General features: G+C 51.9%; 18 protein-coding genes. 7 read left to right on the plus strand and 11 right to left on the minus strand.

What is annotated here, in order from left to right; all coding sequences use genetic code 11:
* Positions 1-207 precede the first annotated feature (207 nt).
* Positions 208-708 carry a ferritin-like domain-containing protein gene (locus AC812_RS11615; RefSeq protein ID WP_061919008.1) on the plus strand — a complete coding sequence of 167 codons (501 nt, stop codon included), beginning with the start codon at positions 208-210 and terminating at the stop codon, positions 706-708.
* Positions 709-792: 84 nt separating this feature from the next.
* On the opposite strand, the gene AC812_RS11620 is transcribed toward AC812_RS11615, so the two are convergent.
* From AC812_RS11620 to AC812_RS11645, 6 genes are all read right to left on the minus strand, one after another.
* Positions 793-2,667: an ABC transporter ATP-binding protein gene (locus AC812_RS11620; protein ID WP_061919010.1), complete on the minus strand. Its 1,875-nt coding sequence runs from the start codon at positions 2,665-2,667 to the stop codon at positions 793-795.
* Between the two features lie 59 nt (positions 2,668-2,726).
* Positions 2,727-4,973: an ABC transporter ATP-binding protein gene (locus AC812_RS11625; protein WP_061918650.1), complete on the minus strand. Its 2,247-nt coding sequence runs from the start codon at positions 4,971-4,973 to the stop codon at positions 2,727-2,729.
* Positions 4,974-5,010: 37 nt separating this feature from the next.
* Positions 5,011-5,460, minus strand: a complete 450-nt coding sequence (locus AC812_RS11630) for a MarR family winged helix-turn-helix transcriptional regulator (protein WP_061918652.1) — start codon at positions 5,458-5,460, stop codon at positions 5,011-5,013.
* 130 nt (positions 5,461-5,590) lie between these two features.
* Entirely contained in the window at positions 5,591-6,751 is a 1,161-nt protein-coding gene (locus AC812_RS11635) for a magnesium chelatase ATPase subunit I (RefSeq protein ID WP_061918654.1), read from the minus strand.
* Between the two features lie 11 nt (positions 6,752-6,762).
* On the minus strand, positions 6,763-7,542 hold the full coding sequence (locus AC812_RS11640; RefSeq protein ID WP_061918656.1) for an XdhC family protein: 780 nt from the start codon (positions 7,540-7,542) through the stop codon (positions 6,763-6,765).
* A gap of 15 nt (positions 7,543-7,557) precedes the next feature.
* Positions 7,558-7,809 carry a thioredoxin family protein gene (locus tag AC812_RS11645; protein WP_061918658.1) on the minus strand — a complete coding sequence of 84 codons (252 nt, stop codon included), beginning with the start codon at positions 7,807-7,809 and terminating at the stop codon, positions 7,558-7,560.
* Between the two features lie 205 nt (positions 7,810-8,014).
* Between AC812_RS11645 and rpiB the strand changes: the two genes are divergently transcribed.
* The 5 genes from rpiB to AC812_RS11670 all read left to right on the plus strand — a co-directional run bounded on the left by rpiB (position 8,015) and on the right by AC812_RS11670 (position 10,458).
* On the plus strand, positions 8,015-8,596 hold the full coding sequence (gene rpiB / locus AC812_RS11650; RefSeq protein ID WP_201797728.1) for a ribose 5-phosphate isomerase B: 582 nt from the start codon (positions 8,015-8,017) through the stop codon (positions 8,594-8,596).
* A gap of 246 nt (positions 8,597-8,842) precedes the next feature.
* The gene (gene deoC / locus AC812_RS11655; protein WP_346265127.1) at positions 8,843-9,532 is read left to right on the plus strand and encodes a deoxyribose-phosphate aldolase; all 690 of its coding nucleotides are present in this window, start codon (positions 8,843-8,845) and stop codon (positions 9,530-9,532) included.
* 13 nt (positions 9,533-9,545) lie between these two features.
* Entirely contained in the window at positions 9,546-9,839 is a 294-nt protein-coding gene (locus AC812_RS11660) for a EutN/CcmL family microcompartment protein (RefSeq protein ID WP_061918660.1), read from the plus strand.
* 16 nt (positions 9,840-9,855) lie between these two features.
* Entirely contained in the window at positions 9,856-10,176 is a 321-nt protein-coding gene (locus AC812_RS11665; protein WP_082149181.1) for a EutN/CcmL family microcompartment protein, read from the plus strand.
* A 9-nt stretch (positions 10,177-10,185) separates the two neighbouring features.
* A complete protein-coding gene (locus tag AC812_RS11670; protein WP_061918662.1) occupies positions 10,186-10,458 on the plus strand; it encodes a EutN/CcmL family microcompartment protein in 273 nt (90 codons plus the stop codon).
* A 6-nt stretch (positions 10,459-10,464) separates the two neighbouring features.
* Here the strand turns inward: AC812_RS11670 and AC812_RS11675 are convergent, their stop codons facing one another.
* From AC812_RS11675 to AC812_RS11695, 5 genes are all read right to left on the minus strand, one after another.
* Positions 10,465-10,947: an RNHCP domain-containing protein gene (locus tag AC812_RS11675; protein WP_061918664.1), complete on the minus strand. Its 483-nt coding sequence runs from the start codon at positions 10,945-10,947 to the stop codon at positions 10,465-10,467.
* Positions 10,944-11,924, minus strand: a complete 981-nt coding sequence (gene rsgA / locus AC812_RS11680; protein WP_061918666.1) for a ribosome small subunit-dependent GTPase A — start codon at positions 11,922-11,924, stop codon at positions 10,944-10,946. Before rsgA ends, AC812_RS11675 begins: the two co-directional genes overlap by 4 nt.
* Before the next feature lie 339 nt (positions 11,925-12,263).
* On the minus strand, positions 12,264-13,355 hold the full coding sequence (locus AC812_RS11685) for an ABC transporter ATP-binding protein (RefSeq protein WP_061918668.1): 1,092 nt from the start codon (positions 13,353-13,355) through the stop codon (positions 12,264-12,266).
* Positions 13,352-14,977: an ABC transporter permease gene (locus AC812_RS11690; protein ID WP_082149182.1), complete on the minus strand. Its 1,626-nt coding sequence runs from the start codon at positions 14,975-14,977 to the stop codon at positions 13,352-13,354. The genes AC812_RS11685 and AC812_RS11690 overlap by 4 nt, the downstream gene beginning before the upstream one ends.
* A 3-nt stretch (positions 14,978-14,980) precedes the next feature.
* Complete coding sequence (locus AC812_RS11695; RefSeq protein WP_061918670.1) at positions 14,981-16,006, minus strand: iron ABC transporter substrate-binding protein; 1,026 nt, start codon at positions 16,004-16,006, stop codon at positions 14,981-14,983.
* A 234-nt stretch (positions 16,007-16,240) separates the two neighbouring features.
* Here AC812_RS11695 and AC812_RS11700 point away from each other — a divergent pair, with 234 nt between their 5' ends.
* Positions 16,241-17,191: a hypothetical protein gene (locus tag AC812_RS11700; protein ID WP_061918672.1), complete on the plus strand. Its 951-nt coding sequence runs from the start codon at positions 16,241-16,243 to the stop codon at positions 17,189-17,191.
* Positions 17,192-17,224 lie beyond the last annotated feature (33 nt).

Below are 17,224 nucleotides of genomic sequence, written 5' to 3' on the forward strand. Positions count from 1 at the left end.
TTTCAAAAGCGGGCTAATTATATGGAGTATTGCCCTTTCTGGAAAGCGTTATCTATCCGCCACTTTCGGACATTCATCCTGATTTTGGCAAATCAGCCAAATGTGACTTTTGACACTAATCAGCCCAATGCCCTCGATCCTATAATAATATGGAAAATTCCTTTTCACTGGTTAATGAAAGCAAGATCCTATCCTCAGGAGGAAGAAATGGGAACCAAAGGACGTGAAATCGTTGGAATGAATGTAGATGAGCTGCTCACCCTGCTGAATAAGGCTTATGCCGATGAGTGGCTGGCGTATTATCAATACTGGCTGGGCGCAAAAATTGTTCGCGGGCCGATGAAGGATGCCGTTGCAGCCGAACTCTTGCTGCATGCCGGCGAAGAACTGGCTCACGCCGATATGCTTGCCCTGCGCATAATCCAGTTGGGCGGCACGCCATTAGTCACCCCGCAAGACTGGTTCAAAGAAAGCAATTGTGGGTATGATGCCCCCACCGATCCTTTCGTCAAGAAGATTCTGGCGCAAAACATTCACGGCGAACAATGCGCCATTGGGGTTTACACCAAACTGCTGGAAATTGTTAAGGACAAAGATCCGGTCACTTACAACATGGTACTGACGATTCTTTCTCAGGAAGTGGAACACGAAGAAGATTTACAGGCACTGGATGAGGATTTGGAAGCCCTGATGATGCGTTATCAGTAAAAAAAAGCATCCAATCCCCCCAAAAAAGAACTGCACACCGCTGTTGGCGATGTGCAGTTCTTTGCTTGGAGTTTTAACTTAACTTTACGAGGCGAGGGCAACCTCCGCTTCAAGCGGCTCGAACTGACTGTTGTACAGGTCGGCGTAGAAACCACTTTTCGCCATCAATTCCTCGTGAGTTCCCTGCTCGACGATGTTGCCGTCACGCATCACCAGAATGAGATCGGCATTACGGATGGTAGAAAGGCGGTGAGCAATGATGAAACTGGTGCGCCCCTGCATCAGGGTATCCATCGCCTTTTGAATCAGCAGTTCGGTGTGGGTATCTACCGAGCTGGTAGCCTCATCCAGAATCAGCATGGCCGGGTCCGCCAGAATAGCGCGTGCAATTGTCAGCAATTGTTTCTGTCCCTGCGAGATGTTGGTCACTTCCTCATTGATGACCATTTGATAACCTTCCGGCAAGGTACGCACAAAGTGATCCACGTGGGCAGCTTTAGCAGCCCGAATGACTTCTTCTTCGGTGGCATCTTCCCGCCCGTAGCGGATGTTGTCGAGGATGGTACCGTTGAACAGCCAGGTATCCTGCAACACCATGCCAAACATGCGCCGTAAATCCTCACGACTGAAGCGGCGGATGTCCACTCCATCAATCAGGATTTCGCCTTCCTGAACATCATAAAAACGCATCAACAGTTTAACGATGGTGGTTTTACCCGCACCGGTCGGCCCAACAATGGCAACCTTCTGACCGGGTTGAATGTGGGCCGAAAAACCGTGAATCACGGGTTTTTCAGGCAAGTAACAGAAATGCACATTGCGGAACTCAACTTCGCCGCGCACTTTTTCCAGTTTCACCGGCGAAGTGGTATCAGCCACTTCTTCCTCTTCTTCCAGAAATTCAAACACCCGTTCAGCTGCCGCCACGGTTTGTTGCAGCACATTTGAAATGTTGGCCAGTTGGGTGATTGGCTGGGTGAACGAGCGCACGTATTGGATGAAAGCCTGAATATCACCAATCGCGATGGAGCCGCGGATAACCAGCCATCCGCCGAGGATGGTCACACCGACATACCCCAGATTACCGATAAAGGACATGATCGGCATCATGATGCCGGAGAAGAACTGAGCTTTCCAGGCCGCCCCATACAGGCGGTTGTTGTATTCCGCCATCTTACGGATGCTTTTTTCTTCACCGTTGAAGGCTTTGACGACCACATGGCCGCCAAACATTTCCTCAACATGACCGTTGACATTCCCCAGAAATTCCTGTTGTTGGGTGAAGAAGCGCTGAGAATTACGCACAATGAACATTACCACTACAAAGGAGAGCGGCACGATGAGTAGTGCCACCAGTGTCATCTGCCACGAGATGGTCAGCATCATCACCAGCACGCCGACCACCGTGACAAAGGATGTGATGATCTGGGTCAGGCTCTGGTTGAGAGTCTGATTGACGGTATCCACATCATTGGTCAGACGGGAGAGCACCTCTCCATGGGTCGTGCCGTCGAAATAACGGAACGGCATGCGGTTAATTTTTGACATGATCTGCTTGCGCAGTTGATAAGTGACGGTGATGGCCACATCGGTCATCAGCCAGCCTTGCAGGTAACTGAGGACAGAGGAGAACAGGTACAACCCCAAAACCGTCAACAAAATCTGGCCGATACCGGCAAAATCAATGCTGCCGGTGCCGCTCAATTGCGCCAGCAAGCCTTCAAACAACTTGGTGGTAGCCCCACCGAGGATCTTTGGGCCGAGGATAGAAAACACGGTTGATCCGGCTGCCAGCAGGATCACAATCACTATTGTGATTTTGAAAGGATCCAGATAATGCACCAGTTTACGCAGCGTGCCTTTAAAGTCTCTGGCTTTTTCCACCTTTCCCATCATCATATGTCCACCAAATGGCCCACGGCCGCCCATCGGGCCGCGTCCTGCGGCAGGCGGACGCATCGTTTCGCCTTCACCCTGTTTGGGTTTTCCGTTTCCCGGTGTCAGGTTATTGGATTGGGTCATGCCATCACCTCCTCCCTCTTCAATTGCGAGAGGGCAATTTCTCGATAGACTTCACACTTTTCCAGTAATTCCTCATGGGTACCCTTGCAGATAATCTCCCCTTCATCCAGCACCAGAATTTGATCGGCATCCTTGATGGTTGCCACCCGTTGGGAAACGATAATCACAGTGCTGTCCTTCAGGCTCTGCTTCAAAGCGCGCCGCAAGCGGGCATCCGTGCGGTAATCCAGCGCTGAAAAGCTATCGTCAAAAATGTAGATGGGAGCGCGCTTCACCAGAGCTCGGGCAATGCTTAACCGCTGCTTTTGACCGCCGGAGTAATTGATGCCGCCCTGCGAAACCGGGGCTTGCAAACCTTCCGGTGCGGAAAGTACAAACTCGCTTGCCTGAGCAATTTCCAGCGCCTGTTTGAGAATTTCTTCAGCAGCCTCTTCATTGGCGTAGCGCAGATTGCTCTCAATCGTCCCGCTGAACAGATTGCTCTGCTGAGGAATGTAGCCAATTTTATCGCGCAGTTCGCTCAGACGCACCTCGCGGATATCCACGCCGTCAATCAGGATGGCGCCGTCGGTCACATCGTAAAAGCGCGGAATCAGGTTGACCACCGTAGATTTTCCCGAACCGGTTGTGCCGATGATGGCAGTGGTTTTGCCAGCTTCTGCCACAAAGTTCAAATTACACAGCACATTTTCCTCTGCATCCGGGTAACGGAATGACACATTTTTAAATTCAATCCGCCCTCGGAATGGCTCCGGGAAGGACTTTGGCTGAGGCGGATCTACAACCGTGATGTCCGTTTCCAGCACGTCCGCAACGCGGTTTGCCGAAACATCGGCGCGCGGGAAAAGGATGAACAGGAAGGAAAGCATCATGAAAGCGAACACAATTTGCATGACATACTGCATGAAAGCCATCATATCGCCAACCTGCATGGAAGATTGGGCAACCTGGTGCGCACCAATCCATAAAATCAGCACCGAAACACCGTTGAGGATAATCATCATAAACGGCATGACCATCACAAACACGCGGTTGACGAACAAACTGGTGCGGGTCAAGTCAACGTTAGCCTCTTCAAAGCGTTGTTCTTCATATTTTTGACGGTTGAAAGCGCGCACGACCATCATCCCGCTTAAATTTTCACGTGCAATCAAATTCAATCGGTCCACCAGGCTCTGGATGATTTTGAATTTAGGGGTGGCAATCGCAAACACGATGCTAATCAAACCGATCAGCGCAATGACCGCCACCGCGATGATCCACCACATACCGGCACTCTTGTTGACCGCCCGGATGATGCCGCCAATCCCAATGATGGGCGCATAGAACACCATCCGAATCAGGATCATCATCACCATCTGAATCTGGGTGATGTCATTGGTCGAGCGGGTGATGAGGGAAGCAATCGAGAACTTTTCAATCTCGGCACTGGAAAAACGCATCACGCGCTCGAACAGCAAGTGGCGTAAATTGCGCGCCAGACCCGCCGCCACCCGCGAAGCCAGAAATCCGACCAGTACAATCGCGGCTGCTGAAAGAAGCGAAATGAGCAGCATTTGTCCGCCCACCCGCAGAATGTAATTGGTCTGTAATTGACCGGTGTCCATTCCAAGCGCGTCATATTCGCTTCTTACCACCCGCGCCGCTGCCTGAACCAGTGCTTTTTCTCCCCCGATTGTTTCAAATCGCTGGCTGACCGCCTGACGAATCTGATCCCGCTGAGTCTCCGGCAGGTTGGCCATTAAGGTGAACACGTCCATACCGGCTGGCAACCGGGAGAGGTCAAATGACATGCCCGGCATGAGAGTTTGAGCCTGCTGGGGGTCTTTCAAAACTTGCTCAATTCCGGAAACAATCAGCAATCCCTCCGCAACCGGCGCTTCTAATTTTTGGAGAACCGCCGAATCGGTCTCGGACAGCACATAAACCGGTTCTTCTGCCAAAAGCGGATACGTTTTTACGAGTGTTGCAAAATCGGCGTCGGTTTGATCCACCAGACGGTAAGCGTTTAAGACCTGCTCCTTTTCGGTTGAGGTTAAGAACAGCCCAAGGTGCTGCATGGTTGTCTGGCGCATTGCTTGCGGCAGACCATTTTCCACCCCGCCTTGTTGTATACCCACATTGACGATCCTGGAAAGGTAATCTGGTAACGCCAGATCGGCATTCGCCTGCACAAACAAAAGCAGAATCGCCAGAATCAGCGGCAGGGCAAACGGTTTTAAGTACTTGAGAATACGAAACATTAATCAACCTCCTCAATAATCTGTAACGTGACGGCGGCTATACCGGCTCAATTTCTTTCATCCGCTCGGTCATCAATTCCAGGGCATCTATGATTTGTTCCATTTCTTCCACAGAAAGACGCTCAACCAGTTGATAAAGCCATTGCTGACGGGCAACCGTGCTTTCCGTGAGAATTTGCCGGCCTTTTTCGGTCAAGACCAGTTGCTTGTGGCGGCGATCATTCGGATTTTCGCGGCGGGCAATCAAGCCCTGTTGCACCAGCCGATCCAGCAACTGGCTGGATGCCGCTGTAGTTACCCCCAGCTCCTCACTGATTTGCGAGATGTTGCAATCCTGATTGTAGTGAATATGGCGCAGCGCCACCATTTGAGTCATCGAAAGACCTTGTTCTTTGGTGTATTGCCAGAACGAGCGCATCGAGCGTTGCATAATCTGCCCCATGGCTCTTTCAAACACTTCAAAATATTTTCTTCTAATTTCATCCATAAAATCCAATCCTTGCTATTAGTTAAGCGATGTTGAATATTAACTTGTTTTTACAATTTGTCAAGGGGCAAAATTATACAGCCGCCTGACCTGATGGTCAGGCGGCTGTTGGATTTCATTGCAGTTTCTTTTAGCGCAGACCGGTATCTACGAAGTCCTTCAAAGGATTATTCGGGTCAGCGTACTCTTTCAGGACTTCGTCATAGGTTTTCAAACCCATTGGACGACGTTGTTCCCCCTGCTGATTGGGTTTGAGTCCCAGGAACGTTTCGATCTCATCCCTCAACTGTTCAACTTGCGTGAATTGTTGTTCAAAAGGTGAATGCTTCAAGCGATGTGGCAGGGCTAATTCGGCTGCAATGGCAATATCTTCCAGTGTAATTCTATTCCGCCCTTCAAACGCTGCCTGCGCCCGTGCAGTCTTCAATATCACCATATCCGGACGATGACCATCCACTTGAAAGTGAGCCGTCAATTGGGTGATTGCCAGCAAATCATCGCGTGAATATTGCACTTCTTGAAGCAGACGGCGCGCCTGTTGAATCTGGAACCCCAGTTCACGTTCGCGAGTCTGCCATTCGCGGCAAAATGCCTCCGGGTTTTCTTCGTATGCCAGTCGCCGTTTCATGATGGCGACCCGTTCCAATGCGCTGCGTAAGCCGCGCACCTGCACCGAAAGCCCAAAACGATCCAGTAATTGCGGGCGCAAATCGCCTTCCTCCGGATTCATGGTGCCCACCAGGATAAAGCGGGCCGGGTGGCTGAAGGAAACCCCCTCCCGTTCAATGATATTGACCCCCATCGCAGCCGAATCGAGCAAGACATCTACCACATGATCGTCCAGCAAATTGACCTCATCAATGTAGAGCAGACCGCGATTGGCCGCTGCCAATACCCCCGGCTCGAAAGCTTTTTCCCCTTTTTGGATCGCCTTTTCAATGTCCAGTGTACCAACCACCCGGTCTTCGGTTGCTGAGATGGGCAAATTCACAAACGGGGTTGGACGGGTAATCACGGAGGGTTTCACCCCATCCGTAAAACGCTGGCGGCATTCGGTACACCACTCCATTGGCCGGTCAGGATCACATCCAAAACGACAGCCTTCAATGACTTTGAGCTCCGGCAGCAAGGCTGCCAGGGCGCGCGCCGCGGTGGATTTAGCGGTTCCACGTTCCCCACGGATAAGAACGCCGCCAATCCGTGAATCAATGGCGTTCAAAATTAAGGCACGTTGCATGCGTTCCTGCCCGACAATAGCGGTAAAGGGGAAATTGTAGGTAAATTGCTGCATGATTTTTTCTCTTATGCCTTCACCATCTCCAGCCGGCGTAATTTGATACTGTCTGTATCGCGGGTCTTCTGGTGACGGCAGGCGATCACTTCTGCCAGTATTGCCACTGCAATTTCCTGGGGGGTAACCCCGCCCAAATCCAGGCCGATAGGCGCATAAACCCGCTCCAGCTGGAGGGGATCAAAACCATCCGCCAGCAAATGCTCACGAATGGTACGGCACTTTGCCAGACTGCCAATCATGCCAATGTAGGGAGCAGGCGTGGTCAGAGCATAGCGCAGGGCTGCCTCATCCGAAATATGATCGGTAGTGATCAACACCACATAAGAATCTTCACCGAGTTTGACCTGTTCCAGTTCAGGGACGGTGGCCAGTCCGGCCTGCACATCCACCACCACCACTTCAAACCCGGCGGCTTCGCCCATGATTTTTAGCGGTCTTCCAATGTGTCCGCCGCCAACAATGACTAACTGGGGAGCGGGAAGAAAGGGTTGGATGAAAACCGTCACCTCCCCACCGCACAGCGTACCAATTGCATCTTCCCCTTCCTCAGCCAATTTGTAATGGAAAAGGCCAGAATGATGCTCGGTCAATGCCTTCCTGGCATCACTTAAAATGGCCGCTTCCAATTTACCACCACCGACCGTACCGGCGGTTTTGCCATCGGGCAGAAGCACAATTTGCGCTCCAACCTTTGCCGGCGATGCCCCGCGCACCTCGATCACCGTCGCCAGCACAGCCGGTTGGCGGTTCTCAATGGCCTGTGCAAGTTGTTGGATGGCTTTGGACATCTTTTCACTTCCTTGTCAGTTCGTTTTAACTGCCTCTTTCAACCAGTTCTCAATTTCGGCTTTGGAAGGAATTCTGCCGTAGGAAACTACTTTACCCTCGATCACCAGTCCCGGCGTCGCCAGAATCGGGTATTGCATGATATCGGCATGATTGGTTACCTTTTCAAACTCGGCTTCAATTCCAAGCGTAGCCACCACTTCACGGGTTACGGCCTCAAGCCGTTTGCAGTTTGCACAACCCACACCCAAGATCTTAATGTTCAACATATCTATCACCTCAGTTATAAAATACATTCATTTGAATGAATATTATTATAATTCTAAAATCCCTCATTACCAGTGACAAGTGTAAGAGATTTTCGGGAGGGGTCTCACAGAAAAAAATCTGCAAATTGGTTTTCCTGCTTTTAATCTTTAAACTGCCATTCAGGTTATAATCTACGTAATCCAATCCACGTCCGGGTGAATCTCCTTGTCCCCCCTATCCGAATCGGAGTTACGAGAAATTGTCTTGCGGGTTATTCAGCAAACCACCGGCCAAACCTCAGCTGGGGCGGTCACTACTCCTGCGCCTTCTTTCAATGCCGATCCTCCAAAAAAGGTCATAGCCCTTGGCGCTGATCACGGAGGCTTTGAGCTTAAAGAAATTTTGAAAAAAGATCTGGCCGAAGCTGGTTATTCCATTCTTGACGTTGGAACAAACAGCAAAGACGCCGTGGATTACCCGGACTTCGCTCATGCGGTTGCCAGTCAGGTTGCCAGCGGTAAAGCATGGCGTGGGGTTATCATTGATGGCGCTGGAATCGGTTCTTGTATGGTTGCCAACAAAGTACCCGGTGTGCGGGCTGCCCTTGCCTATGACCTGTCCTCAGCAATCAACAGCCGCGAACATAATGACGCCAATGTTCTCACCCTTGGGGCAGGATTGATTGGCGTCAATTTAGCCCGACAAATTCTCAAAACCTGGCTGGAAACTGCTTTTGCGGGCGGCCGTCACAGCCGCAGGGTTGAGAAAATTACGGCCATTGAAAAAGAATACCTCAAGGGAGGTTAAGCCAGCATGAACGCCGATCCCAAAACGATTGCTTCATTGGTCGAAATCATCACCCGAGAAGTTCTGACCAGCCTGATGCAGCGCCAGGCCTCCGCCGAACAAAATGAAAACGGTTGCAAATTTTCCTGCGCGGAGGGAATCTGTGTGCAAACCTGTTTCGATAAAGTTGGACAGGTCATTCACGCCGGGGCAGAGCGTGTCTCGAACGGGCTGGGTGGGGTGCCACAGGATCTGAAAATCGCCGGCATGATTGACCACACCCTGCTCAAGCCGGATGCCACTCAGGAGCAAATTGCTCAACTTTGCTTTGAGGCCAAACGATATGGTTTTGCTTCCGTATGCGTCAATCCTACCTGGATCGAATTATGCAGCAAACTGGTACAGGGTTCGGCGGTGAAAGTTTGCACGGTGATTGGGTTTCCACTGGGCGCCAACACCCCCGAAGTCAAAGCATACGAAACCGCCCAGGCCATTCAACTCGGCGCTCAGGAAGTGGATATGGTCATCAACATCGGCGCGCTAAAATCCCGCGATTTGCAACTGGTTGCTCGCGACATTCGCGGAGTAGTTAAAACCGCCCACGAAAATGGGGTGCTGGTCAAGGTCATTATTGAAACTGCTTTGCTGACCGATGAAGAAAAAGTGATCGCGTGTTTGATTTCTAAAGAAGTCGGTGCGGATTTTGTCAAAACCTCCACCGGCTTTTCTGGAGGGGGCGCCACCGTTGACGATGTTGCCCTCATGCGACGAGTGGTTGGCTCACAGCTCGGCGTCAAAGCGTCCGGAGGGATACGCACCCACGAAGATGCCGAACAAATGATCAAGGCAGGCGCCAACCGCATTGGAGCCAGCGCCAGTGTCAAAATCATCTCTGGGGCGCAACCCACCGACTCACCAGCCAAGATACCTGAACCAGCTCTGCAAAAAAGTTATTGAGGGAGAAGATGCCATGCTGATCGCCAAAGTAATCGGCACGACTGTGGCAACCATCAAGGATGAAAAACTTGCCGGGCGCAAATTGCTGGTTGTTCGTCCCACTGATGAGTTTGGAAACCCCAGTGGTAAACCATTTGTAGCCATTGACACGGTAGATGCCGGCATTGGGGATCTGGTCCTGACCTGTGCCGGTTCCTCAGCCCGCCAGACCACTTTCACCAAAGATACCCCGGTTGACGCAGTCATCATGGCAATTATTGATAGTCTGGAAGTCGAGGGGCAAATAACTTTTCAAAAATCCCCCTGATTCGCCCTAAACCATCATGTTACTTGGCATTGTCAAAGGTAATGCGGTTTGCACCATAAAATACCCCGGCACCCAGGGGTTAAAATTACTGGTTGTTCAACCGGTCAATAAACACCTCCAGCCGCTGGGAGGGTTGCAAGTCGCAGCCGATACCGTTCACGCCGGTGAGGGTGACTTATGTGTGATGGTGCGTGCCCGCGAAGCCGCCTTAGCTTTGCCAGATGAGAAATTTGTCCCGGTTGATCTGGCGCTGGTTGGAATTGTGGATGAACTGGAAGTCAAAAGTGACGCATCCTTTAATCTCACCCTCCAGCGAGGTTGGAATCCCTACTCGTAAGGTCAGAACATGATTCTTGCCAAGGTTGTCGGCACGGTTGTTACCACCATCAGTCACCCCGATTACAAAAATCGGCGGCTGCTGGTTGTACAGCCGCTTGGCCTGGAAGACGAAGCCCCCGATACTGACTTCATCGCCCTCGACAACACGCACGCCGGCATTGGGGATACCGTCCTGGTCAACCGGGAAGGGAACGGCGCCCGTCAGGTACTGCAAAACCCCAATGCCTGCGTCATCTCGGTGATTGTGGGAATTGTTGATTCGGTCTATCTGGAAGAATAAACCTCGCTACCTTACCACCTCGCCTTTTACAACAATCATCGTTCCGGTAATCCGTTGAGATACCAGAACCCGATGCTCTTCTTCTATCAAGAAAATCCCAATGCCGGCTAATGTTCGGCAGATTTCCCCCTCCAAATGGAGAGAATCTTCATAAACCGACAACAGGCGATCGGCATCATCATCGGCCGCCAGGCGGTTGATTGAAACTGCTCCACATTCGGTGCAGGAATGAATCAACATCAATTCACCTTGCAGTAAATCACCATACTTTTTCCGCTGCCTTTTGATGGTCAGTCCAATCGGCTTCATAGCGCCTTTACAAGCGCTCAGCCGGTCACCCGCGCTGAATAAATCCACGTGACGCGACCAGAGGCAATAAGGGCAATGATTACGATTGGACACACCGCTCAGGATTGGATGAACCGAAACCCAATTTCCACAGTGCTTGCAGGTGAAATCCTGTTGGCTGGGGTAAAAGCGCTTTTTCATGCCGCACCTCGCAACCTCAGGTAACTACGATAACGCCGCGGGGAGATCCTTCCATCCATCACAGCCTTGCGCACAGCACAACCGGGTTCTTCATCATGGACACAGCTCAACCCGAATTTGCATTTTCCGAGGAAATCCCGCATCTCCGGGAATCTGGCAGCCAGTTCATCCGCCGCAATATCCCACAGACCGAACTCCCGCATGCCGGGAGTGTCAATGACGGCACCCCCACCCTTAAGAGGTAACATTTCCAGATGAGTGGTGGTATGCCGTCCCTTCCCGGTGATCGGATTGACATCCCCTACCCTTAACCCCCCTCCGGCTGGTAATGCATTCAGCAACGATGATTTTCCAACACCTGATTTCCCGATGACCAGCGAAAGTCGTCCGGAAAGGATAGAACGCAACTCATCCAAACCTTCACCCGTCCGCACGCTTGTTAAAATCACAGGATAGCCAATGCGGCGAAAATCATCGAGGATCGGCGTGGTTTCCTGCACCGATTGAGGATTCTGGTGTTCGATTAAGTCCACCTTGGTCATACAGATCACTGCCGATACACCGGCATCTTCGCATGCCACTAGATAGCGATCCAGTAAATTCCAGTGGGGATCGGGCTGAGCCACAGAGAAAACAGCCAGTACTTGATCTATATTTGCTGCTATGATTTGTTCATGAGGGTATTTATCCGGCATAGAAAGCGCCGCCCGTCTGCCAAAACCGCTCCGGCGCGGCAGTAATGCCGTAATGACACCCTCATTACTGCCGATCAAGCGTACGCGGACTTCATCTCCAACTGTTATCCCCGTAAGCGAAGCATCTTTTCCCTGCTTCGCTGATTGCTTTGGTTTGTTTCTCTTCAAACCTCCAGCCAGCCGGCACTGAATGATTCTGTAATCAATGCTCACCTCAAAAGCGCTATTCAATTTTTTGGTGATTACACCCAAAAGTTCGTTCTCGTAATGTTGATGAAACATGGTTGAAATTCCTTTAGTAAAAAAACACCAGCCTCGGATCCTCCCGTGGCTGGTGTCAATTATTTCGATTTGCTGACTTATATCAGACAAAATACGCTGGTACCTGTTGCAACCTTGCCATCCGGCAAAGCACCTTCAAGCACCCCCGGAAATAAAAAAGCCACGGGGATGAGCACGCCCGTGGCCGCAGATACTCTCGTTATTCAGATAACCAGAATCAGCAGACTCTCCCGAAAGGCAGGCGCGCCCATACGGCTCGATTACAAGCAAGTACCGATCCTGCATTAAACATAAAACGCCTTTCCTTTCGTAAGAATGAATTTAGATAAACGGTTTATATCAGTCTTTAGTAACTCCGTCAAGGTGACGTTCATCCCCTTTTATCGCAGCCCCATTGTGAAAACAGGCCAATTCATGACCGGCATCCGCAAAAACCCGAACCGGCTGGCCTTCGGCGAATAAGCGGTAATGCGGCTGAAATGCCTCCAGCACCAGCCCGGAATGCAGGCGGACTTTATAGACATTCATCACTCCCTTAAAAACCCGCGAAAGGATTACCCCGTTTGCGGGACCTTTCAGGTCAAATCCAACGTCGTCGGCTCGCACCGCCAGTTCTACCTCGCTGCCCGCTGGTAATGAAACCTGTTGGGGAATGAGGCCGATTTCCGTTTCGATCCCCTGTTCTACCACCCGGCCGGGCAAGAAATTGGCACTCCCCATAAACTCTGCTACAAAGGGATTGATCGGCTGGGAAAAAATGACTTCTGGTTGGTCTAGTTGCTGGACTACCCCCTCATTCATGATCGCCAGCCGGTCGCCCATGTACAACGCCTCTTCCTGATCATGGGTCACAAACAACGCTGTCAGGCCCATCCCTTTGAGGAGCGTTCGGACTTCCTCACGCAGTTTTAACCTCAAGTCCAGATCAAGGCTGGAAAACGGTTCATCCAGCAGCAAAACCTGCGGCCGGGGCGCCAGCGCCCGCGCCAAAGCCACCCGCTGACGTTCGCCACCGGAAAGCTCATGCGGCATTCTTTTCCCAAGGTGGTTCAAACCTACCAGTTCCAGCATCTGGTTCACCTGCCGATTGACTTGTGGATGAGGTTGTTTGCGTAACCCAAAGGCAACATTTTCATACACCGTCAGGTGCGGAAAGAGGGCATAATCTTGAAAGACCACCCCAATCCGGCGTTTTTCGGGCGGAACGAAAATGTCTGGACTACTGAGCAGCCGGCCCTGCATCCAGATTTCACCCCGCTCCGGCCTTTCAAATCCGGCAATCAGTCGTAAGGTGGTTGTTTTTCCACACCCGCTGGGGCCGACCACGGCGAGGATTTCCCCTTCATACACATGCAAACTGACATCTTCAACCGCCGGTTGAGTGTGATAGGCTTTTTTCAAATGGTCGCATTTAATAAGAGGTTCTTTCATTGTCGTTGAGATGATCCTGAAAGGGTAGCGTGATGGTTAATCAAAAACATCGAAATGGATGAAGCGAGAATCAGGATAAGTGCCGGTGCAGCAGCCCGGGCAAAATACGCTTCCGAAACGGCTCCCCATACCTGCGTAGCCAGCGTGGAAAAACCAGTCGGCGCCAGTAATAAGGTTGCAGGCAATTCCTTCATCGTGGTCAGAAAAACCACGGCAGCAGCCGAAGCCACACCCGGCGTGATGAGCGGTAAGGTGACCCTTTGAAACACCCGTAATGGATTTTCGCCAAGGCTGGCGGCGGCCTCTTCCAAACTCCTTTGCACCATCCGCAAGGATGACTGAATGCTTCCCATGGCTTGCGGCAGGAACAAAATCACATAGGCAAATAGAAGCATGAAGAGGGTTTGGTACAACCCCGGCACAAAATTTGCCCCAAAGAAGACCAGTGCCAGCGCCACCACGATGCCGGGGACTGCATAGCCAATGTAACTCCATCTTTCCAAAATCTGACTGAGCCAGTTTGAACGGCGAACAGATAGAACGGAGACAGGGAAAGCGAATACCACGGTAACCATTGCCGCCAGCCCAGCCGAGCTGACCGATCCCAGTAAAGGCCCAAGCCAGTTTGCAATACGCTCACCAGCCAGCAAGCCGCGTATCAACCAGTAAAAAAGCACACCGGTGGGGAAAATGAGTCCAAACAGCAAGATCAGAAAGACCACACCCAAAGCCGCAACCTGCCAGCCTCCCAATCGGATCACCTCCGCCGGATGGACGGCGGTATGAGGGTTTTCGGCAGCCGAACGACGAATACGCTGCTCTGCAATTAGAAAGCCAACGGTAACCAAAATCAACACCAATGACAAAAGCGCTGCGGCTGAGCGGTCAATTGATGATTGGTACTGGAGATAAATGGCGCGGGTAAAAGTCGTAAACCGCAGAATGGAAACCGCTCCAAAATCCCGCAACACATAAAGACCCACCAGCAGACTGCTGGCCGCCAGCGCCGGCCGCAACTGAGGCAGGGTGACTCTCCAAAAAGTCTCCAGCGGAGAACAGCCCAAACTCCGCGCCGCTTCTTCCTGCGAACGGTCACCGCGGCTGAAAACCGCCCGAGCTGCCAGAAAGATATACGGGTATGTCATCAGAGTCAGCACCAGCCATGCCCCCCAAAAACCGTAAACCGAAGGCAGTCGCTCAATACCCAACCAGCCTTCCAGCAGGTTTTGAAGCAAGCCCCGCGGCGCAAAGAAGGAAACGAACAGATAGGCTCCCACATAGCTGGGAATGACCAACGGCAAGGGCAGCAAAGCCGACCAGATGCTGCGCCCAGGCAGATCAGTGCGGCTTACCAGCCAGGCCAGCAAAACCCCCAAAATCAGGGCAGCCAGCATCACCGCCAGCGCCAGCCCCACGCTTTGACCCATGATCTGCAGCGTTTGAGCCCTCAGCAGCCAGTTCCAGGCCGACCGACCAGCGGCGCTGGCACGCACAACCAGATAAAGTAGCGGTAAACTCATGGCAAGCGCCACCAGCGCGGCGGGCAGGTACAACCATGCGCCTCGCGCTGGTGACGAAGAGATCGTCCCAAACCACTGTGGAAAAACCCGGCTTTTCAACATTCTTTAGGGAAGAACACCAGTCTCCCTGAGTAAATTTAACGTACCTTCAAGATCGGCCAGCTGATCTACCGTGATACCTGCCGAATTCAAGCTCTCCAGAGGGGGCAAGTCCGCCTCAGTCTGGACACCCGCTACCAGCGGATATTCATAGGTTTGACCGGCAAAATACTGCTGAGCCACCGGGGAGAGCAGGAAATTGATGAACTTAAGGGCATTTTCCTCATTTTTACTGGTGGCAAGTCTCCCAATTCCCGAAACCATCACCAGCGAGTCCGGTCCGCCGTTGTTCATGAAGTGGTTGCGGGCTGGGAACGAATTGCCTTGCTCTCTCAAAAAGCGGTAAAGATAATAATGATTGACAAACCCCACTTCAATCTCTCCGCTACCGACTGCTGCTACAACCGCTGTATTCCCATCATATACAACCGGCTGGTTTGCCAGAATACCCACCAGCCATTGGCGGGTCTTCTCTTCGCCCCACATCTGACGCATGGCCGTCACCATCGCCTGAAATGAAGCATTGGTAGGAGCCCAGCCGATCTTGCCTTTCCAACGCGGCTCGGTAAAACCGAACAAATCGGCCGGTAAATCCTCCGCCTTCAGGAGCTGGGTGTTGTACACCACCACCCGTGCGCGGCCGGAAATACCGACCCACAAACCCTGAGCGGAACGGAAACGGCTTTCTACTTTGTCGAGCGTTTCATTGGGCAATTCAGCCAGCAAGCCCGCATTGGCAACTGCACCCAATCCACCCGGATCCTGGGCATAAAACACATCTGCCGGCGAATTTTTTCCCTCTTCCAGCAGGGTAGCCGCCAGCTCGGAGGTATTCCCATACCGCACCTCCACCTTGATTCCGCTGGCCTGAGAAAACTGTTCGATGATCGGCGCAACCAGACTTTCGCTGCGCCCGGAATAAATCACCAGCCGGCCGGCATCCTGAGCTTGGGAAGAAGCCGAAAACGATGCACAACCTGCCAGAATTGCTGCCAAAAGCAGCAGAGTCAACCAATATCTGGTCTTAATCATTCAATCACTCCTTGAATGGGTAAGGTTAGGGTTGGGACGGGCTATATATACCCAATAAGGTGATTTTTGTCAATATTTTAGAAAAAATTCATATAAATTACCGGGGTAGCCCTGAAATCAACCTGTGCAAATATGCAGCAGGGAACCTGCGGCTATCCCGCAGCGTCTTGAAATATAAGAATGAAAATGACCATGAGGACGATCTGACAGACCAACCAGTGGAGGAATTGAGCCATGCCAAAAAGCTGGATTCTGATAGTGATAAGTAGTTCCATTTTGCTGCTTGCTGCCTGCGCACCTGCCGCTGTACCGACTACGCCGTTGCTGCCCGCTCAGGAGCAAACCCAACCCCCTGCAACTGAACCAACTTTCCCGCCAATCCCGGAGCAGGTTACCCCCCTCCCCACCATCGGTATAATCATAGATCAGGAAGAGGCTGATATGATTTTTGAAAAAGTGCGCCCCCTGATTGCTGAACAAATCGGGGTGACACCCGAAGCGATTAAACTGATCGAGATGACACCGGTTGAATGGCCGGACGGCTGCCTCGGTCTGGCATCTCCCGATGAGATGTGCCTTCAGGTCATCACGCCCGGTTACCGCTTATTGATCGAGGTCAACGACAGCACGCTTGAAGTACGCACCGATCAAAAAGGTAATCAGGTGCGGGTCAATCGGGGTACGGTGCTGCCCGATGTCCGCGTATCAGAAAAGGAAGTTCCCGCTCGCTGCCAGCAGGAAGGCATGAAAACCCTTGTGGATTTTACGGATGGTTATTGCTTTGCCTACCCGGATGATTTTATCGCCGATTCCCGTGGGTTGGCAGCAGTCTACGCTCAAACCGAAAACTCCGCCAATCCAGAAGCGGTTGTCGCCCGCCTGGATGTTTTCAGCAGCCCGGCAGCACCGGACGCCACGCTACAAAAACTGGTCAGCGAGTTCCGCAAACAATTTGAAGGGCTAAATCCGCCGGTCAACCTGCGCCAGACGCAAATAACGCTGAACGGACAACCTGCCGAGGTATTGGAACCGGTGCCCGGACGGCTGAGTTCGCGGATGGTCTTTGCCCTGCATAATGGGTTTTTCTATCAATTGATTTTCTTCCCAATTGACGAACCCAGTGTCGAATCCGATCTCAACCGGCTATACGAAGCAGTTATCTCCACCTTCACCTTCATCCCCTGAATGGTGAAGCCAGCCTCCCGCCAAAAATGGCGG

The sequence above is a fragment of the Bellilinea caldifistulae genome (assembly GCF_001306055.1).
Classification (GTDB): Bacteria; Chloroflexota; Anaerolineae; order Anaerolineales; family Anaerolineaceae; genus Bellilinea; species Bellilinea caldifistulae.

Excerpts from the sequence above, each read along its gene's own strand:
- AC812_RS11615 (WP_061919008.1), top strand. The coding sequence starts at position 208 with ATGGGAACCAAAGGACGTGAAATCGTTGGAATGAATGTAGATGAGCTG.
- AC812_RS11660 (WP_061918660.1), top strand. The coding sequence starts at position 9,546 with ATGCTGATCGCCAAAGTAATCGGCACGACTGTGGCAACCATCAAGGAT.
- AC812_RS11700 (WP_061918672.1), top strand. The coding sequence starts at position 16,241 with ATGCCAAAAAGCTGGATTCTGATAGTGATAAGTAGTTCCATTTTGCTG.
- AC812_RS11685 (WP_061918668.1), bottom strand. The coding sequence starts at position 13,355 with ATGAAAGAACCTCTTATTAAATGCGACCATTTGAAAAAAGCCTATCAC.
- AC812_RS11670 (WP_061918662.1), top strand. The coding sequence starts at position 10,186 with ATGATTCTTGCCAAGGTTGTCGGCACGGTTGTTACCACCATCAGTCAC.
- AC812_RS11665 (WP_082149181.1), top strand. The coding sequence starts at position 9,856 with ATGTTACTTGGCATTGTCAAAGGTAATGCGGTTTGCACCATAAAATAC.
- deoC (WP_346265127.1), top strand. The coding sequence starts at position 8,843 with ATGATTGACCACACCCTGCTCAAGCCGGATGCCACTCAGGAGCAAATT.
- AC812_RS11645 (WP_061918658.1), bottom strand. The coding sequence starts at position 7,809 with ATGTTGAACATTAAGATCTTGGGTGTGGGTTGTGCAAACTGCAAACGG.
- AC812_RS11625 (WP_061918650.1), bottom strand. The coding sequence starts at position 4,973 with ATGTTTCGTATTCTCAAGTACTTAAAACCGTTTGCCCTGCCGCTGATT.
- rsgA (WP_061918666.1), bottom strand. The coding sequence starts at position 11,924 with ATGTTTCATCAACATTACGAGAACGAACTTTTGGGTGTAATCACCAAA.
- AC812_RS11695 (WP_061918670.1), bottom strand. The coding sequence starts at position 16,006 with ATGATTAAGACCAGATATTGGTTGACTCTGCTGCTTTTGGCAGCAATT.
- AC812_RS11620 (WP_061919010.1), bottom strand. The coding sequence starts at position 2,667 with ATGCGTCCGCCTGCCGCAGGACGCGGCCCGATGGGCGGCCGTGGGCCA.
- AC812_RS11630 (WP_061918652.1), bottom strand. The coding sequence starts at position 5,460 with ATGGATGAAATTAGAAGAAAATATTTTGAAGTGTTTGAAAGAGCCATG.
- AC812_RS11640 (WP_061918656.1), bottom strand. The coding sequence starts at position 7,542 with ATGTCCAAAGCCATCCAACAACTTGCACAGGCCATTGAGAACCGCCAA.
- AC812_RS11690 (WP_082149182.1), bottom strand. The coding sequence starts at position 14,977 with ATGTTGAAAAGCCGGGTTTTTCCACAGTGGTTTGGGACGATCTCTTCG.
- AC812_RS11675 (WP_061918664.1), bottom strand. The coding sequence starts at position 10,947 with ATGAAAAAGCGCTTTTACCCCAGCCAACAGGATTTCACCTGCAAGCAC.
- AC812_RS11635 (WP_061918654.1), bottom strand. The coding sequence starts at position 6,751 with ATGCAGCAATTTACCTACAATTTCCCCTTTACCGCTATTGTCGGGCAG.